This is a genomic window from Chryseobacterium sp. GW823-FHT05E08, assembly GCF_058795655.1.
This window is the reverse complement of sequence record NZ_JBXAHY010000007.1, coordinates 194992-208699: the sequence shown is the minus strand read 5'-3', so window position 1 is coordinate 208699 and position 13708 is coordinate 194992. Positions and strand designations below refer to the sequence as shown.

Below are 13708 nucleotides of genomic sequence, written 5' to 3'. Positions count from 1 at the left end.
ATTTATCAATTATATTTTATTACTTATTACCCATATTAACATGACTGATTTTCAAAAATACGTTCAGAGATATTTAGACAATATTCCATCCGAAGATTGGTTGGGAGAATTGAATATTTCAGGAGAAAAAACAATAGCTATTTATTCAAAACTTTCAGAAGAACAAGCTCATTTTGCCTACGATGAAGGAAAATGGACTTTGAAAGAATTGCTTCTTCATTTATCAGACACAGAACGGATTTTTCAATATCGAATTTTAGCATTTGCAAGAGGAGATAAAAATGAACTTCCGGGCTTTGATGAAGAATTGTATGCTAACAATTCTTTCGCTAATGAAAGAACTTTAAAGTCTTTGTTGGAAGAATATAAACTTATCAGAAAATCGTCTCAGATTTTATTGGAAACATTAAATCCATCTGTTTTAAATAATATCGGAACAGCCAACGGAAACGAAATCTCTGTAGAAACCATCGGGAAATTGATTGTTGGGCATAATATTCATCATTTGAATATTATTGAGGAAAGGTATTTACCGAAGTTGTGATTTTATAAAATATTGTAAGCATATCAATAGGAACGGGCTTTAGCCCGTTTTTTTATGACAGAAAATCAATTGGCTTTAGCCAAAATTTAAAATGAATTCTTATTTTTGGCAAAACAACACAAATGCCATTCATTAAAATTTATGTACACCTTGTCTTTTCAACAAGAAATAGAATTCCTTATTTAGACAAGCCAGAGTTAAGAGTAAAAGTTTGGAAACATATTAAAGAAAATGCTTCAGAAAAAGGTATTTATTTAGATATGATTAATGGTTATTTTGATCATTGCCATTGTCTGATTTCTTTAGGATCAAATCAAAATTTAGAAAAAATTGTACAACTAATAAAAGGAGAATCTTCCAATTGGATTAATAAAAATCAATTGACAAAAGAAAAATTTTCATGGCAAGATGAATACTTTGCGGTATCAGTTTCAGAATCGATGATTGATTCTGTAAGAAATTATATTAAAAATCAGGAAAAGCACCACCACAAGAAAACGTTTTCGGAAGAATATCAGGAATTTATGGATAGATACAAATTTGTAATTTAAGTTTTGGCTAAAGCCAAATGATTTTATCTTTTAGTTGAATGGGCTAAAGCCCATTCCTATTGAATAGAGCGTTTTAATTTATAATTTTATGTCTAAAGATTTGTAAATTTGCGGTCGAATAAAATCAATAGGAACGGGTTTTAACCCGTTTATCAATATTAAATTTTCAGTCTGGCTTTAGCCAAAACTCAAAAAGTTTAGATTAAATTATGGAAAACATCATCAACATATTAAAATCCGGCGGAACGATTCTATACCCAACAGACACAATCTGGGGAATCGGCTGTGACGCAACAAACATAGAAGCAATCAACAAAATCTTTGATATTAAGAAGCGTGAAAAAAACAAATCTATGATCATTTTGGTGGAAACTGAAAAGAGATTGCAGGATTTGGTTGACGTTCCGGAGATGGCTTGGGAAATCATGGATTTAAGTGAAAAACCAGTAACACTTGTTTATGAAAACCCAAAAGGATTGCCGAAAGAATTATTAGCAGAAGACGGAAGCATCGGAATTCGTTTGGTGAAAAATGATTTCTGTAAAAAATTAATTACAAAACTAAATCGTCCTTTGGTGTCAACTTCAGCAAACTTCAGTGGGGATAAAAGTCCGTTGAAATTTTCAGATATCTCAAAAGAAATTATTGATTTGGTAGATTATGCGGTGGAAGAAGACAGAGAGAAAGTATCAAAATATTCAGGTTCATCTGTGATAAAAATCTGGAGCGATAACAGAATAAAAGTTCTTCGCGAGTAAAAGAAAAGATTTTAATTATCTTTGCAAAATCATTCAACCATTAAGGCATTAAGAATATGAAGTCAGCGGCTTGATAAACTTAATTTCTTAGTGGTTTTACATTAGATAATGGTCGGTAATTCGGATATAATTTGAATTTTGATTATAAATCTAATATCTAAACTTTAAATATTTAAGCATCTAAAAAAATGTTCATTAATCTTAATCAAAATAAAAACTTAAAGCTTTTCAAAATAATCTCTGAAGTCGCGGACAAAAATAATCAGTCGGTATATATTGTCGGCGGATATGTTCGGGACCTTTTGATGAAAAGAAAAGCTTCAACGGATATTGATTTTGTTACCGAACAAAGTGGAATTGAGCTTGCCGAAAGTGTGGGCAAAGAAATAGATCCTAAAATGAAGGTTTCTGTTTTTAAAACTTACGGAACGGCGATGATCAGGTACAAAGATCTGGAGCTTGAATTTGTAGGTGCCAGAAAAGAAAGCTACACTGAAAACAGCCGTAAACCAGAAGTAGAAGGCGGTACTTTGGAAGACGACCAAAAAAGAAGGGATTTTACCATTAATGCAATGGCGATCTCTTTAAACAAAGATAATTTCGGAGAGTTGATTGATCCGTTCAATGGTGTTGAAGATCTGGAAAAAGGGATTTTAAGAACTCCATTAGAACCGGCACAAACCTATTCTGACGACCCGTTGAGAATGATGAGGGCAGTACGTTTTGCATCAACTTTAAATTTTAAAATCGAAGAAAATTCTTTAGAAGCCATAAAACAGGAAGCAGAACGAATCAAGATTGTTTCGATGGAAAGAATCATGGTTGAATTTAATAAAATCATGCTCTCCAAAAAACCATCAATCGGGTTGACATTGATGGAAGAAACAGGATTAATGAAACTAATTATTCCTGAATTAATCGAACTAAAAGGAATAGAAGAAGTAGAAGGTCAAACTCACAAAGATAACTTTTACCATACGTTGGAAGTTTTGGATAACATTTCTTTGAACACGGAAAACCTTTGGCTGCGCTGGTCTGCATTGCTTCACGACATTGGAAAAGCTCCGACAAAAAAATTCGTTGAAGGAACGGGTTGGACTTTCCATGGACACGAGTTTCTGGGTTCAAAAATGGTAAAAACAATGTTTCAAAAATTGAAATTACCGTTAGGTCCAGACATGAAGTATGTTCAGAAAATGGTCAAGCTTTCATCTCGTCCAATTGCTTTGATTACAGATGATGCTTCAGATTCTGCATTAAGAAGATTGTTGTTCGATGCTGGCGAAGATATGGAAGATCTGTTTACGCTTTGTAAGGCTGATATAACAACAAAAAATTCTAAAAAGCAGGAGCGATTCAAAAAGAATTTTGAATACGTTGCGGTTAAGATAAAAGAGGTTGAGGAAAAAGATCACGTTAGAAATTTCCAGCCACCCATTTCAGGAGAAGAGATCATGGAAATGTTTAATCTTAAACCCGGACGTGAGATCGGAATTTTAAAGGAAAAAGTAAAGGAAGCCATTTTGGAAGGCGAAATTCTTAATGATAAAGAAGAAGCTACAAAATTTGTGATCGCAGAAGCCGAGAAATTAGGTTTGAAAATATAATATATGCTTTTAGGAACGTTTGATTTTTATGTTTTAGTTTTAATGCTAATATTTAATTTCGGAGTCTGGAAATATAAAATAATAAAAAAATGCAACTGGATAGTTTATCTGGTTGCATTTTTATTATTCGGCTTTTTGACTCCCGTTTTGTCTATGTATTTTGAAATTCAAAAGGTTACAAAAGATGTTGAGATTGTAGATAATTTCACACTTCTTTATACATATTTTAGATTTCCAACATGGTGGTTTATCGGTTTTTTGGAGATGTCTTGTTTAAAATATATTCTGAATAAAACTAAATAAAAAAATCCGGCCGCCTTTTCGAAGAGACGCCCGGATAAAAAACACAAATGATGAAAAAAAATAAAAATTTATATATTATACACCGAAGCGCAAATTTTAGTTTTTATAGAAACCGTTTGTTCCGATTCCTGTAGTGAAAGTTTTTAATAAAGAACCATTAGTTGCATTATAAACATTCACTTTACTGTCTGCAGTGAAACTTGCATCAGAAGCGAAAATTTTACCGTCAATTACATTAAATCCGTATAGATTTCCTGTTGTAGTCACAATAGGAGTTGTAGGAACAGTTGTAGAACCTACAGTCATAGAATATATTTTGTTGCTTGAGTTAGTGAAATAAAACGTGTTACCATCCACTCTTAATTTCTGAGCTTGAGGAATTGCCGTCAACGTTGTCGTTGTAAACGTTCCTGTAGTTGAATTGATCTTATAGATGTAAGAATTTGTATTGTCTGAAGCTAAAACGTAAGCATCTCCGCTGTAAGAGATTAGATCTCTGATGATTCCGTTGCTTGGTAGCGTTACGGTTTTGTCAACAACGTTTGTTGAAGGTTTTACAATCGTAATTGTATATCCTGTTGGCAATTCGCTGTACGGAGGAGTAGATTCGTAGGTAACACCGTCAGTTTGTACGACGATATTTCCGCCGGCTTCAACTACTTTTTCCGCAGATCTTGCGAAACTGATACTTTTTACAAAAGAATTGTCTTTGTTGTAAACGTTCAGTTTCATTACATCAAAAAAGTTATTGTTGGTTACGTAATATTGACTTCCCGAAAACGCAATATATCGCGGATTTTGAAGATTAGTTGTTACGGTAGCCTGTTTTTTGAAGGTGTATCTGTTAACGATATCAATTTTATTAGGTACGTTTGAAACCAGATAAGCTTTATCAGAATCAAAACCGATAGTCTGTAAAACGTTTCCTAAAACTTCATTATTTTTTCCTGAATAAATTTTGTTTGCTAATGCAGAAAGATCATTAGTCACAAAAGAAACCTCTGCTGTCGGAGTTGTAAATCCACCTTCATTGGTGATAAGAACTCCATTTTCAAAGGTAACCTCAAGAATCTCCTCGGTGGTTTCATTAGTACAAGAAACATTGAAAAGTAATGTTGTCGCAAATGCAAGAGTTAAAATTTTTCTGATATTCATTATATTTAATTATTTATTTAAAAATTGATATTCAAGTTCACGCTATAATTTCTCAAAGGCATTGGATAAAATGCCGTCGTTGCATATACTTGGTTAAAAATATTATTCACTTTAAAACCTACTGTATAATTTTTAAGAATCGTTGCAGAAACACCAGCATTCATCACGAAATAAGGTTCCAAAGCATCCTCTCTTTTTTCGTTGGTATCGGCATAAGTCAGCCCATTGAACATTCCCTGAACATACAGTCTCATAAATTCATATTGATATTCAATATTTCCAAATAACTTATGAAAAGGAACGTACATCAACTGTTTATCCGTATCAAGATTGGTAGATTTGGTGTATGAATATCCTAAATTCGTTCTTAAATTATGCTTCCCGAATTTTCTTTCATAATCAATTCTGGATTCAATTCCATAAGATTCAACTCTGTTGGTGTTGAAAGCCGAGTAGTATCCTAGTGGACTAGGCAGCCATTGGATCATATCCTTGATTTTCATATAATACGGCGTAACCGAAAGTTGTACACCAGCAATGTTAAATTGATTTCTCAATTCAAACTGATACGATGTCTCTGGTTTTAAATCTTTATTTCCGCCTGGACTCCAGTAAAGATCATTAAATGTTGGAAATCTGAAATTCCTTGAAGCACTGATTCCCACATTGTACCAATCGACAGCATTCCATTTTCCGGAAAACGAAAATTGGAGTGGCGAACTGATATCTTCAACAAAATCTTTTTTAACTCCGGCTTCAAAACGAAGATCTTTCGTAGTGAAATAACGAAGTAATCCCGCTACAGAACCTACATTTCTACTTATATGATCGATTCCGGATGCATAACCTTCGCCTTTATTAACCTGAAATTCTGTAATTAAGTTGAAATTTAATTTTGGAACAATAAAATAATTAAAATCATTTTTCAGAATATAATTTTTTCCTGTTCCGCCACTTGTTTTTGGCCCGTCGATATTCCCGAAATATTGGAAGTTTTCTTCTGTGTAAGCTGCTTTAAATGAATTGCTGAACTTAGTTTTATTCCAATCCCAAGAAATTAAACTTCTTACATTTTGAGTTTCATATTTCGTCGGAGTCTGGCTTTCAAAGAAAATAGGATAATGCTGATTTCCATTAAAAAACTCAGAGATCCAAGAGATTTGGTGATGAGGTGCTATTTTATAAGCCGTCGAAAAATTGAAATTGGTGTTATTATATTTTCCGTTTCTGTTGATATAATTATTTGAATTTTCAACTTCATAATCATTTTCACTAATAGAATAATGACCGGAAGCCTTAAAACTGAATTTCTCGTTGCTGTAAGATGCTTTGAGCAAATTATTAAAAGTACCGAAAGATGCTGCCTCAGAAAATAATGAAGCATGCGCTCCTCTGTTAAAATCCAGATTATTATTTAAATGGATGCTTCCACCGATCGCGCCACTGCCATAACTTACACTTCCTCCACCTGATTTTACAATAAGCTGATCAAATCCGCCAAAAGGGATATTATTAACATCACCCTGACCCAAAAAGTTAGAGTTAATATTAATTCCGTTCCATACAAAGGCAGTTTGCGAAGCTGTTGTCCCTCTGAAAGATGGCGAAGAAACCGCTCCACGACCATTTTCTTTGATATAAACAGCAGATTGAAAGCGTAAAAGTTCAGAAAGATTGGTTGAGTTTTTCTCAGCATCCTGAGGAGTGATGGTGGTAACGTTATGAAAAAGCTTAACCTTACTCATTTGGTTATCAAAAACATAAACGGTGTCAATGGTTTTCTCCTGTGCGAAAAGAAAACAACCATAAGACGAAAAAAGCAGTACTAAAGATCTTTTTATATCCATCACTATTTTACTTTTCCTCCGAAAGCAATCTATTTTTTTATTATGATTTTGGCAGGTCTCCTGACTTTCGCTTTTCTACACCTTCCCGTTTGCACAGTGGTTTTTCGTAGAAATTTCGGTTGCGATTTACAGTTGCGGGGACAGTTTGGGGGTCTCACCCAATTCCCTTTTCATTCCAATACACTGGAAACCAAAATTTTTGCAAAGATAATTTATTAAATTGAAATGCAAAATCGTAAAAGGTTTAAATTAAAAAATCCAACAATATCTATTATTCAAAATTGCCTATTACCAATTACTCATTGCCTATTTTTCAGGAGCTATTTCCAGCTATCCACTCATACTCCTCGCGCCACCACTCTCCAACGCTCAAACCCTCCCACACTCCAACTCTTACTGCGGGGTAACCGTTGCTATCTGGGCTAGGGTATTTGTCGTTCTTTCAATATTCGTCATTGCGAACCGAAGGTGAAGCAATCTCATAAAAAAATTAGTGATAAAAAAGAGTGCTTCGTCGCTTTGCTCCTCGCAATGACAATAAACTTCGCTGAGTGAAACGCCTTTGCGAACGAAAAATATTCTCAATGATTTTAAAGAAAACCTTTGCGATCTTCGCGCTAAAAAAAGCACTCACAAACTATAAGAAAGTAGCATCAAAATAAAACGGCAACAAATCCTTAATAGAATTCACTTTCACGACCACATCATTCATGCTCGAAAAATAAAGATCAATATTTTCATTCTGCTTGGTTTCATATTCAATTAAGCTTTGTCGGCAAGCTCCACAAGGTGGAATCGGCGGATTTTTCTCGTGAAATTCTCTCGGTCCGCCAACAATAAAGATCTTTTTGATCTTTTCATTCGGAAAATTGGCTGCTACCCAGAATAAAGTCGTTCTCTCAGCACAAAGTCCTGACGGAAAAGCCGCATTCTCCTGATTGTTTCCGGAAAAGATCTCTCCATTTTCCAATAAAACCGAACAACCTACCAAAAAGTTGGAATAAGGCGCGTAAGCATTTTCCCTGGCTTGTTTTGCTCTTGCGAACAAAGTATTTTCTATATCGCTAAGTTCACTGCTATTTTTAAAATATTCGTAACCTATCTGTATGTCTTTTTTCATATATTGTGGACCTAAAAAAGGGGGATAAAATTACCTCTTTTTCACCAAGTGGGCAATATTATTTTGTCCTTCAAAATTTTAAATTAAAATTCAAAACATCAAACATGTTATACACTCCTATAAAATTCAGAAATGTTGAAGTAAAAAACCGATGGGTAATGTCCCCAATGTGTATGTATTCTAGTGAAAACGGGATGGCTAATGATTTCCATTACGTCCATTACGGAAGCAGATCGCAGGGCGGAACAGGATTAATTATAGTAGAAGCAACCGGCGTAGAGCCCCGTGGAAGGATCACCAATCATTGCATGGGAATCTGGAATGACCAGCAGGCAGAAAAACTACAGAAAATTGTTGAGTTTGTTCACAAGAATTCAGACAGCAAAATAGGAATTCAGATTGCACATGCTGGAAGAAAAGGCTCAACTTGGAACAATTTGCAAATTCCTGTTGAAGAAGGTTGGGAAACTGTTGCGCCAAGCCCGATTCCTTATCACCCAACAGAAAGAATTCCGCATGTTTTAACAGTAGAGGAAATCAAAGAACAGGTTCAAAACTTTAAAGAGGCAGCAAGAAGAGCGGTAAAAGCAGGTTTTGATGTAATCGAAATTCATGGTGCTCATGGCTATTTGGTTCACCAGTTTTTATCTCCGCTTTCTAATATCAGAACGGATGAATATGGCGGAAGTTTTGAAAACAGAATCAGGTTTTTATTGGAAATTGTAGATGCTGTAAATGAAGAATTGAACGAAAATGTTGCGCTTTTTGTAAGAATTTCCGGAACAGAATACGCTGAAAATGGTTGGGATATTGAAAGCAGTGTAGAATTGGCGAAAATATTAAAAAATCATTCAGTTGACTTAGTTGATGTTTCAAGTGGCGGAAATATTCATGGAGTAAAGATTCCTCTTTTTGACGGATATCAGGTTCCCCTTTCTTCTCAGGTAAGAAATGAGGCAGAAGTAAAAACCGGTGCTGTTGGCTTGATTAAAAAAGTATCACACGCGGAAGAAATCTTGCAAAAAGGAGACGCAGATCTTATTTTTATTGCCAGAGAGATCTTAAGAAATCCATACATTGCAGTTCAGGGTTCGTTTGAGATGGGTGAAGAATGTTTCTTTCCTCATCAATATTTAAGAGCTAAAATTTCTTCTTAATTTTATACAATTAATTTTTAAAAAGATGAAAATAGAGGATTTCATGTTGCCGTGCCCAAGTAAAAAGTTCTTAGGAATAGAATGTTTTGGCTGCGGCGCTCAAAGAGCTATTGTCATGGTTTTTGAGGGGAGATTCTCTGAAGCTTTTCATATGTTTCCGGCTGTTTATACGCTTTTGATATTTTTATTTACCGTAGGAATAAGTTTTATTGATAAAAAAAGAAACTATGGAAATGTTTTAATTATAATGGCAATTATTAATTCAATTATAATGGTAATTGCTTATTTTTACAAACATTTTTATCTTAATTTGCACTAAAACATTAAAATTATAACTATGAATCAACAAAAATTACCAAATGCCACAGCGGTACTTGTATTAGGAATTGTATCTATCATCGGATGTTGTTGCTACGGAGTAGTAGGTATTATCACAGGGATTATCGGATTGTATCTTTACAAAAAGGATAACGAACTGTATAAGAAAAACCCGGATCTTTATTCGGATTACAGCAATTTGAATACAGGTAGAATATTATGTATCATTGGTCTTATATTAAGTGTTTTATACATTGCCTATTTGGTCGTGGTGATCTCTACGTTAGGTTGGGATGCTCTGAAAGATCCTCAACTGATGCAGGAAAGAATCAAAGAATTAACGGGACAATAATTAAATCCTCAGATAAAACAAGAAAGACTGCAAATTTGCGGTCTTTTTTTTTTGTGAAAAAATTTAAGTTAACTTTCTCTTGATTGATTTGTAAATTTTTAATCTAAATTCACACAAAAGCGAAAAAGAATCGTAGAATTACTACAAAATATGAATCTACATGGTAAAAGCTTTCTGAATCGAAACCTGAAATATATCTTTGTTATACCAAAAATAAAAAATCATAAAATCTTTATTGATTAAAATTTACAGATATGGCAGCAAATTCAAGAGGAATCTTAAAATTCAACGGAAGCGAAGGTCAAAAACTATTAAGACTTAATTATAGTGTCGCAAGATCTACAGACGTTTCAGGACGTGTAGCATCAGACCCATCTAACGCAATTATAAAACTTACAATCGAAGCTACAGAAAAATCTGACATTCTGGAAAGCTTACTGAACGGTAAATACAAGCCGACAAGCGGAGAAGTTACTTTCAATAAATCTCATGAAGAAGGTACTTTGATCACTTTAAACTGGGAAAACGGTTACGTTATCCAGCATGAAGTAGACTTCGACGCTGTAGACGAAAACAGTATGCTGATCAGCTTCGTGATAAGCGCAGAGAAAATCAATTACGGAAATTCTGCTTACGAAGGACTTTGGCCATCTAGCTAAGTCTCAAGAAGTAAGAAACACTTATAGAAGACTGTCCCTCAAGACGGTCTTTTTTTACCTGTAGTAGAAGTTTATTTTATAAAGCAAAAACGCAATTTGTTCTTTATAAATTTTCTTTGTTTGAATAATTTTTATAAATTTAAAAACATCACAATCACAAAATTATGTCTACCACACCTGAACAGGCGCGAGGCAATTCGTTTCGTCCTTCCCAAAATGCAGATGGAGTCTCTGAAAATCATCACACGGGAATCAACCGTTTGGTCAAATTATCTTTAGTAATTGAGGGTAAAGTGATAAAGTATTACAAGCATTTTAATTTAAAACAAAGTGCTCAGCGTCACCATGAGTTTACGCTTACTTTGGCTCACGATACTTTGGGAGACCGCCAGACACACACTTTAGAAGAAGCCAATAAATTCTTAGGAAAACGCTTAACAGCCGTTATTTCTTATAAAGACATTGATAAAAGCCCTGAAAGAACCTTCGTGGGAGTTATTACCGGAGTAGGATTCAGTCAGGAAAAAATGAGTCTTGGTAATATTGTTTTATCAGGTTACAGCCCGACGATCTTATTGGACGGAGCTCCGCATATTCAAAGTTTTGGAGGTGATAAACCTGTCAATATGGGCATCATCGCTGAAGAAGTTATCAAACAGGGGATTGATAAAGGTCGTTTTGATATCAGAATTGATACGAATGACTTTTCTCAGATTATCTACAGCAGTCAATACGACGAAACGCACTACAATTATCTGGCAAGAATGGCGGAAGCCTATGGCGAACAATTTTACTATGACGGCGAGGTTTTACATTTCGGAAAACTTCCTCCTCAAAATAAACCTATCAAAATTGTCTACGGAAGCAGTGCCAATGATATTAAAGTTGAATTGAAAGCGGTACATACCAAACCCCAATTTTATGGCTATAACAGCAATAAACATGAAAAACTGACTTCCGGAGCAACACCGATTCAGCATGTTGGAGATTTGGCCAAAACAGCTTACGAACACAACGAGAAAATTTTTAAAACACCTTCTTTACGCATAGCTCCTGTGAAGGCATCAACACATCTTGATGTTGAATATTCTCAGAAAAGTACTTCAGGAAGTGAAGCGGTGAATGTTTTTAATTTATCAGGATCTACCACCGTTCCGTTTTTACATCCGGGCTGTGTGGTTGATGTTCAGATGAGAAAAGTTGATACTAATGAAAGCTCTTATTTCACTAAAATCATGGTAACGGAAACTGAACATGAAATTGATACTTTAGGACATTATAAAGGAAGTTTTAAAGGAATCGCTTCAGACACAGGATTTTTACCTAAGCCAGAATTTACAGCTCCAAAAGCTGAACCGCAAATTGCAACCGTAATTTCAAATGCTGATCCTGAAGGACAGGGCAGAATTCAGGTGAGATTTGACTGGCAGACGAGTGAAACCACTCATTTTATCAGAATGATGAGCCCTGATGCTGGTGGAACAGACGAAATAACTCAAAACAGAGGATATGTTGCCATTCCGGAAGTTGGAGATCAGGTGATGGTGAATTTCGTTCACAATCATCCCGACAGACCTTTCGTAATGGGCGGAATGTTCCATGGAGCAGTTGGATTAGGCGGCGGAGTTAACAATCATTTAAAATCAATTCAAACCAGAAGCGGAATCAGAATTTTGATGAATGATGAAGAGGGAAGCGTAAATATCATCGATCCAAGCGGAAATTATTTCTTTATGGACGGTAAAGGCAATATTTCGGTCAATGCACCTAAAAATTTCACCCTAAAAGCTGGGGAAAATATCAGCATCACTGCCGGAAAAGAAATTTCAATTGATGCCGGAGAAAGTATTACGAGTTCGGCGAATGAAAATATTGTTTCCACTGCCGGAACAGATATTATGATGACGGCAACAGGCGATATCAAGGAATCTTCGGATACAAGAACCGAGATGGTGGAAAAGGAATTCAGAAGACAATCTGAAACTTCTAATGAAATTGCAGGAGAAATATCAATGTTCAGCGAAAAAGAAAATATGACCATGCAGAGTGGAAAAATTGTAGAATTCAATAGTGCCGAAAAATCTAAACTTTTCTAATCATGGCAATAAGAAAAACCGCAAAAAATATATTGATCAAAGTAAATGATTCCTACCATCTGAGTGTTGGTAAAAAAGTTGAAAAAATTGCAGAAAAGATCAATACAGAAGCTAAAAAAGGAAACCTTGTTTTGGCAAGCAATAAAAAGATAATGTCTCATGGGAACAAATAAATTCAAGTTCCTGATTCTCTTTGTTGTATGCAGTTTCTCATTAATAAGTTGTCAAAATAAAAGAATGGAAGAAAAATATAATTGGTTAGGAACCGTCTCAGCACCGCAGGAATATCCGATGGAGGTGTACAAAGGAGCTATTATCGCTGATGATTTCAGTTACGGCTTTGATGCCATTTGGGGAACACAAAATACAGGCTGGGGAAATGAAGGCGGAACGATGAGTGTAGAAACCAGATTGATGGAAATTCCTCACAAATTAGAATTTACATGGTATTCTTTAGTTGAAAGAAAATTTTACACCGGAAAGTGGGATTTAGATAAAGAAAAAATCAATGATTTATTTAAAAAAGGTTTTATAGATCAGGATAATAATAAAAAAACGACCTACACCAATTTTATAGTTGGTTTGGCGCCAAAAGGAAGAGTTGTTTTATGGATCAACGGCCCCGGAAACCAGACGGAAGTTGGAGCTTTTCAGGCTCATGATACAATTATTACAAAGGAAAAAGCTTATGAAAATGCAAAATATATGTTGAAGGAGGGTTTTGCAGACAGAATGCTGGATGACCCGTCTTATGAAACATTTAAACCTGAAATAAGAGCAAAAATAAAAGAACAGGGCTATCCAAATCCTGATGTTTATGAAGTTTACAGAGAAAAATTTAATTGGAAACCTTCGGTCATAGTTCCTGAAGGCGGAGAATGGATCGATTTCGGATTTAATAATTACAACGGAGAACAGGAAAATCTTTTCGCAGAAAGCTTACATAATGATACGTATCAAAAAAGAGCTGTTCCAAAATTCTGTGGTTTTTATTGGAGAGATAAAAGCAAAAACAGATATGCAGTCTGGATAGATTCTTTCGACGAAAAAGAAATTTTTGAACTTTTTCAAAAATTAGGAAAAGAGGAAAATATAGATTTGGTGATTAAAGTTAATCCTGATAATACCAAAGCATCTTTGTCACTAAAGACCGAAAAACAGGAGTTTCCAATTACCAAAGCCAAGATCAGATTATCTCGAAAAATAGAATAATTTATCCTTATTCATCAATTTTAAAATAA

Annotated in this window: 14 protein-coding genes and 1 riboswitch; of the genes, 11 read left to right on the top strand and 3 right to left on the bottom strand. The window is 34.7% G+C overall.

Going from position 1 to position 13708, the window contains the following annotated elements:
* Nucleotides 1-40: 40 nt before the first annotated feature.
* The 4 genes from AC1Q7L_RS20350 (at nt 41) to AC1Q7L_RS20335 (ending at nt 3460) form a co-directional block, all read left to right on the top strand.
* On the top strand, nt 41-544 hold the full coding sequence (locus AC1Q7L_RS20350) for a DinB family protein (RefSeq protein ID WP_492307509.1): 504 nt from the start codon (nt 41-43) through the stop codon (nt 542-544).
* 122 nt (nt 545-666) lie between these two features.
* Nucleotides 667-1095 (top strand): IS200/IS605 family transposase, encoded by a 429-nt coding sequence (tnpA, locus tag AC1Q7L_RS20345; protein WP_410692403.1) that lies wholly within the window; start codon nt 667-669, stop codon nt 1093-1095.
* Between the two features lie 209 nt (nt 1096-1304).
* Nucleotides 1305-1853 carry an L-threonylcarbamoyladenylate synthase gene (locus AC1Q7L_RS20340; protein ID WP_123979956.1) on the top strand — a complete coding sequence of 183 codons (549 nt, stop codon included), beginning with the start codon at nt 1305-1307 and terminating at the stop codon, nt 1851-1853.
* A 188-nt stretch (nt 1854-2041) separates the two neighbouring features.
* On the top strand, nt 2042-3460 hold the full coding sequence (locus AC1Q7L_RS20335; RefSeq protein WP_492307510.1) for a CCA tRNA nucleotidyltransferase: 1419 nt from the start codon (nt 2042-2044) through the stop codon (nt 3458-3460).
* Between the two features lie 399 nt (nt 3461-3859).
* On the opposite strand, the gene AC1Q7L_RS20330 is transcribed toward AC1Q7L_RS20335, so the two are convergent.
* The 3 genes from AC1Q7L_RS20330 to AC1Q7L_RS20320 all read right to left on the bottom strand — a co-directional run bounded on the left by AC1Q7L_RS20330 (nt 3860) and on the right by AC1Q7L_RS20320 (nt 7885).
* Entirely contained in the window at nt 3860-4918 is a 1059-nt protein-coding gene (locus tag AC1Q7L_RS20330) for a DUF5074 domain-containing protein (protein ID WP_492307511.1), read from the bottom strand.
* A gap of 17 nt (nt 4919-4935) precedes the next feature.
* On the bottom strand, nt 4936-6765 hold the full coding sequence (locus tag AC1Q7L_RS20325) for a TonB-dependent receptor plug domain-containing protein (protein WP_492307512.1): 1830 nt from the start codon (nt 6763-6765) through the stop codon (nt 4936-4938).
* A 33-nt stretch (nt 6766-6798) separates the two neighbouring features.
* Nucleotides 6799-6975: riboswitch (cobalamin riboswitch) on the bottom strand.
* A 427-nt stretch (nt 6976-7402) separates the two neighbouring features.
* Nucleotides 7403-7885, bottom strand: a complete 483-nt coding sequence (locus AC1Q7L_RS20320) for a cytidine deaminase (RefSeq protein ID WP_066755912.1) — start codon at nt 7883-7885, stop codon at nt 7403-7405.
* 104 nt (nt 7886-7989) lie between these two features.
* On the opposite strand from AC1Q7L_RS20320, the gene namA reads away from it, so the two are divergent.
* From namA to AC1Q7L_RS20285, 7 genes are all read left to right on the top strand, one after another.
* The gene (gene namA / locus AC1Q7L_RS20315) at nt 7990-9042 is read left to right on the top strand and encodes an NADPH dehydrogenase NamA (RefSeq protein WP_492307513.1); all 1053 of its coding nucleotides are present in this window, start codon (nt 7990-7992) and stop codon (nt 9040-9042) included.
* A gap of 25 nt (nt 9043-9067) precedes the next feature.
* A complete protein-coding gene (locus AC1Q7L_RS20310; RefSeq protein WP_492307514.1) occupies nt 9068-9361 on the top strand; it encodes a DUF2752 domain-containing protein in 294 nt (97 codons plus the stop codon).
* An 18-nt stretch (nt 9362-9379) separates the two neighbouring features.
* Entirely contained in the window at nt 9380-9712 is a 333-nt protein-coding gene (locus AC1Q7L_RS20305) for a CCC motif membrane protein (RefSeq protein ID WP_066755918.1), read from the top strand.
* A gap of 254 nt (nt 9713-9966) precedes the next feature.
* Complete coding sequence (tssD, locus tag AC1Q7L_RS20300) at nt 9967-10371, top strand: type VI secretion system tube protein TssD (protein ID WP_072408290.1); 405 nt, start codon at nt 9967-9969, stop codon at nt 10369-10371.
* A gap of 164 nt (nt 10372-10535) precedes the next feature.
* Entirely contained in the window at nt 10536-12467 is a 1932-nt protein-coding gene (locus AC1Q7L_RS20295; RefSeq protein ID WP_492307515.1) for a type VI secretion system Vgr family protein, read from the top strand.
* A gap of 2 nt (nt 12468-12469) precedes the next feature.
* Entirely contained in the window at nt 12470-12640 is a 171-nt protein-coding gene (locus tag AC1Q7L_RS20290; RefSeq protein ID WP_157886029.1) for a hypothetical protein, read from the top strand.
* A 64-nt stretch (nt 12641-12704) separates the two neighbouring features.
* On the top strand, nt 12705-13679 hold the full coding sequence (locus tag AC1Q7L_RS20285) for a DUF2931 family protein (protein ID WP_492307516.1): 975 nt from the start codon (nt 12705-12707) through the stop codon (nt 13677-13679).
* Nucleotides 13680-13708: the final 29 nt, after the last annotated feature.

Bases quoted from the DNA above. Each gene is read 5' to 3' on its own strand.
- tnpA (WP_410692403.1), top strand. From the start codon at position 667: ATGCCATTCATTAAAATTTATGTACACCTTGTCTTTTCAACAAGAAAT.
- AC1Q7L_RS20335 (WP_492307510.1), top strand. From the start codon at position 2,042: ATGTTCATTAATCTTAATCAAAATAAAAACTTAAAGCTTTTCAAAATA.
- AC1Q7L_RS20350 (WP_492307509.1), top strand. From the start codon at position 41: ATGACTGATTTTCAAAAATACGTTCAGAGATATTTAGACAATATTCCA.
- AC1Q7L_RS20310 (WP_492307514.1), top strand. From the start codon at position 9,068: ATGAAAATAGAGGATTTCATGTTGCCGTGCCCAAGTAAAAAGTTCTTA.
- AC1Q7L_RS20340 (WP_123979956.1), top strand. From the start codon at position 1,305: ATGGAAAACATCATCAACATATTAAAATCCGGCGGAACGATTCTATAC.
- AC1Q7L_RS20285 (WP_492307516.1), top strand. From the start codon at position 12,705: ATGGAAGAAAAATATAATTGGTTAGGAACCGTCTCAGCACCGCAGGAA.
- tssD (WP_072408290.1), top strand. From the start codon at position 9,967: ATGGCAGCAAATTCAAGAGGAATCTTAAAATTCAACGGAAGCGAAGGT.
- AC1Q7L_RS20325 (WP_492307512.1), bottom strand. From the start codon at position 6,765: ATGGATATAAAAAGATCTTTAGTACTGCTTTTTTCGTCTTATGGTTGT.
- namA (WP_492307513.1), top strand. From the start codon at position 7,990: ATGTTATACACTCCTATAAAATTCAGAAATGTTGAAGTAAAAAACCGA.
- AC1Q7L_RS20330 (WP_492307511.1), bottom strand. From the start codon at position 4,918: ATGAATATCAGAAAAATTTTAACTCTTGCATTTGCGACAACATTACTT.
- AC1Q7L_RS20305 (WP_066755918.1), top strand. From the start codon at position 9,380: ATGAATCAACAAAAATTACCAAATGCCACAGCGGTACTTGTATTAGGA.
- AC1Q7L_RS20290 (WP_157886029.1), top strand. From the start codon at position 12,470: ATGGCAATAAGAAAAACCGCAAAAAATATATTGATCAAAGTAAATGAT.
- AC1Q7L_RS20295 (WP_492307515.1), top strand. From the start codon at position 10,536: ATGTCTACCACACCTGAACAGGCGCGAGGCAATTCGTTTCGTCCTTCC.
- AC1Q7L_RS20320 (WP_066755912.1), bottom strand. From the start codon at position 7,885: ATGAAAAAAGACATACAGATAGGTTACGAATATTTTAAAAATAGCAGT.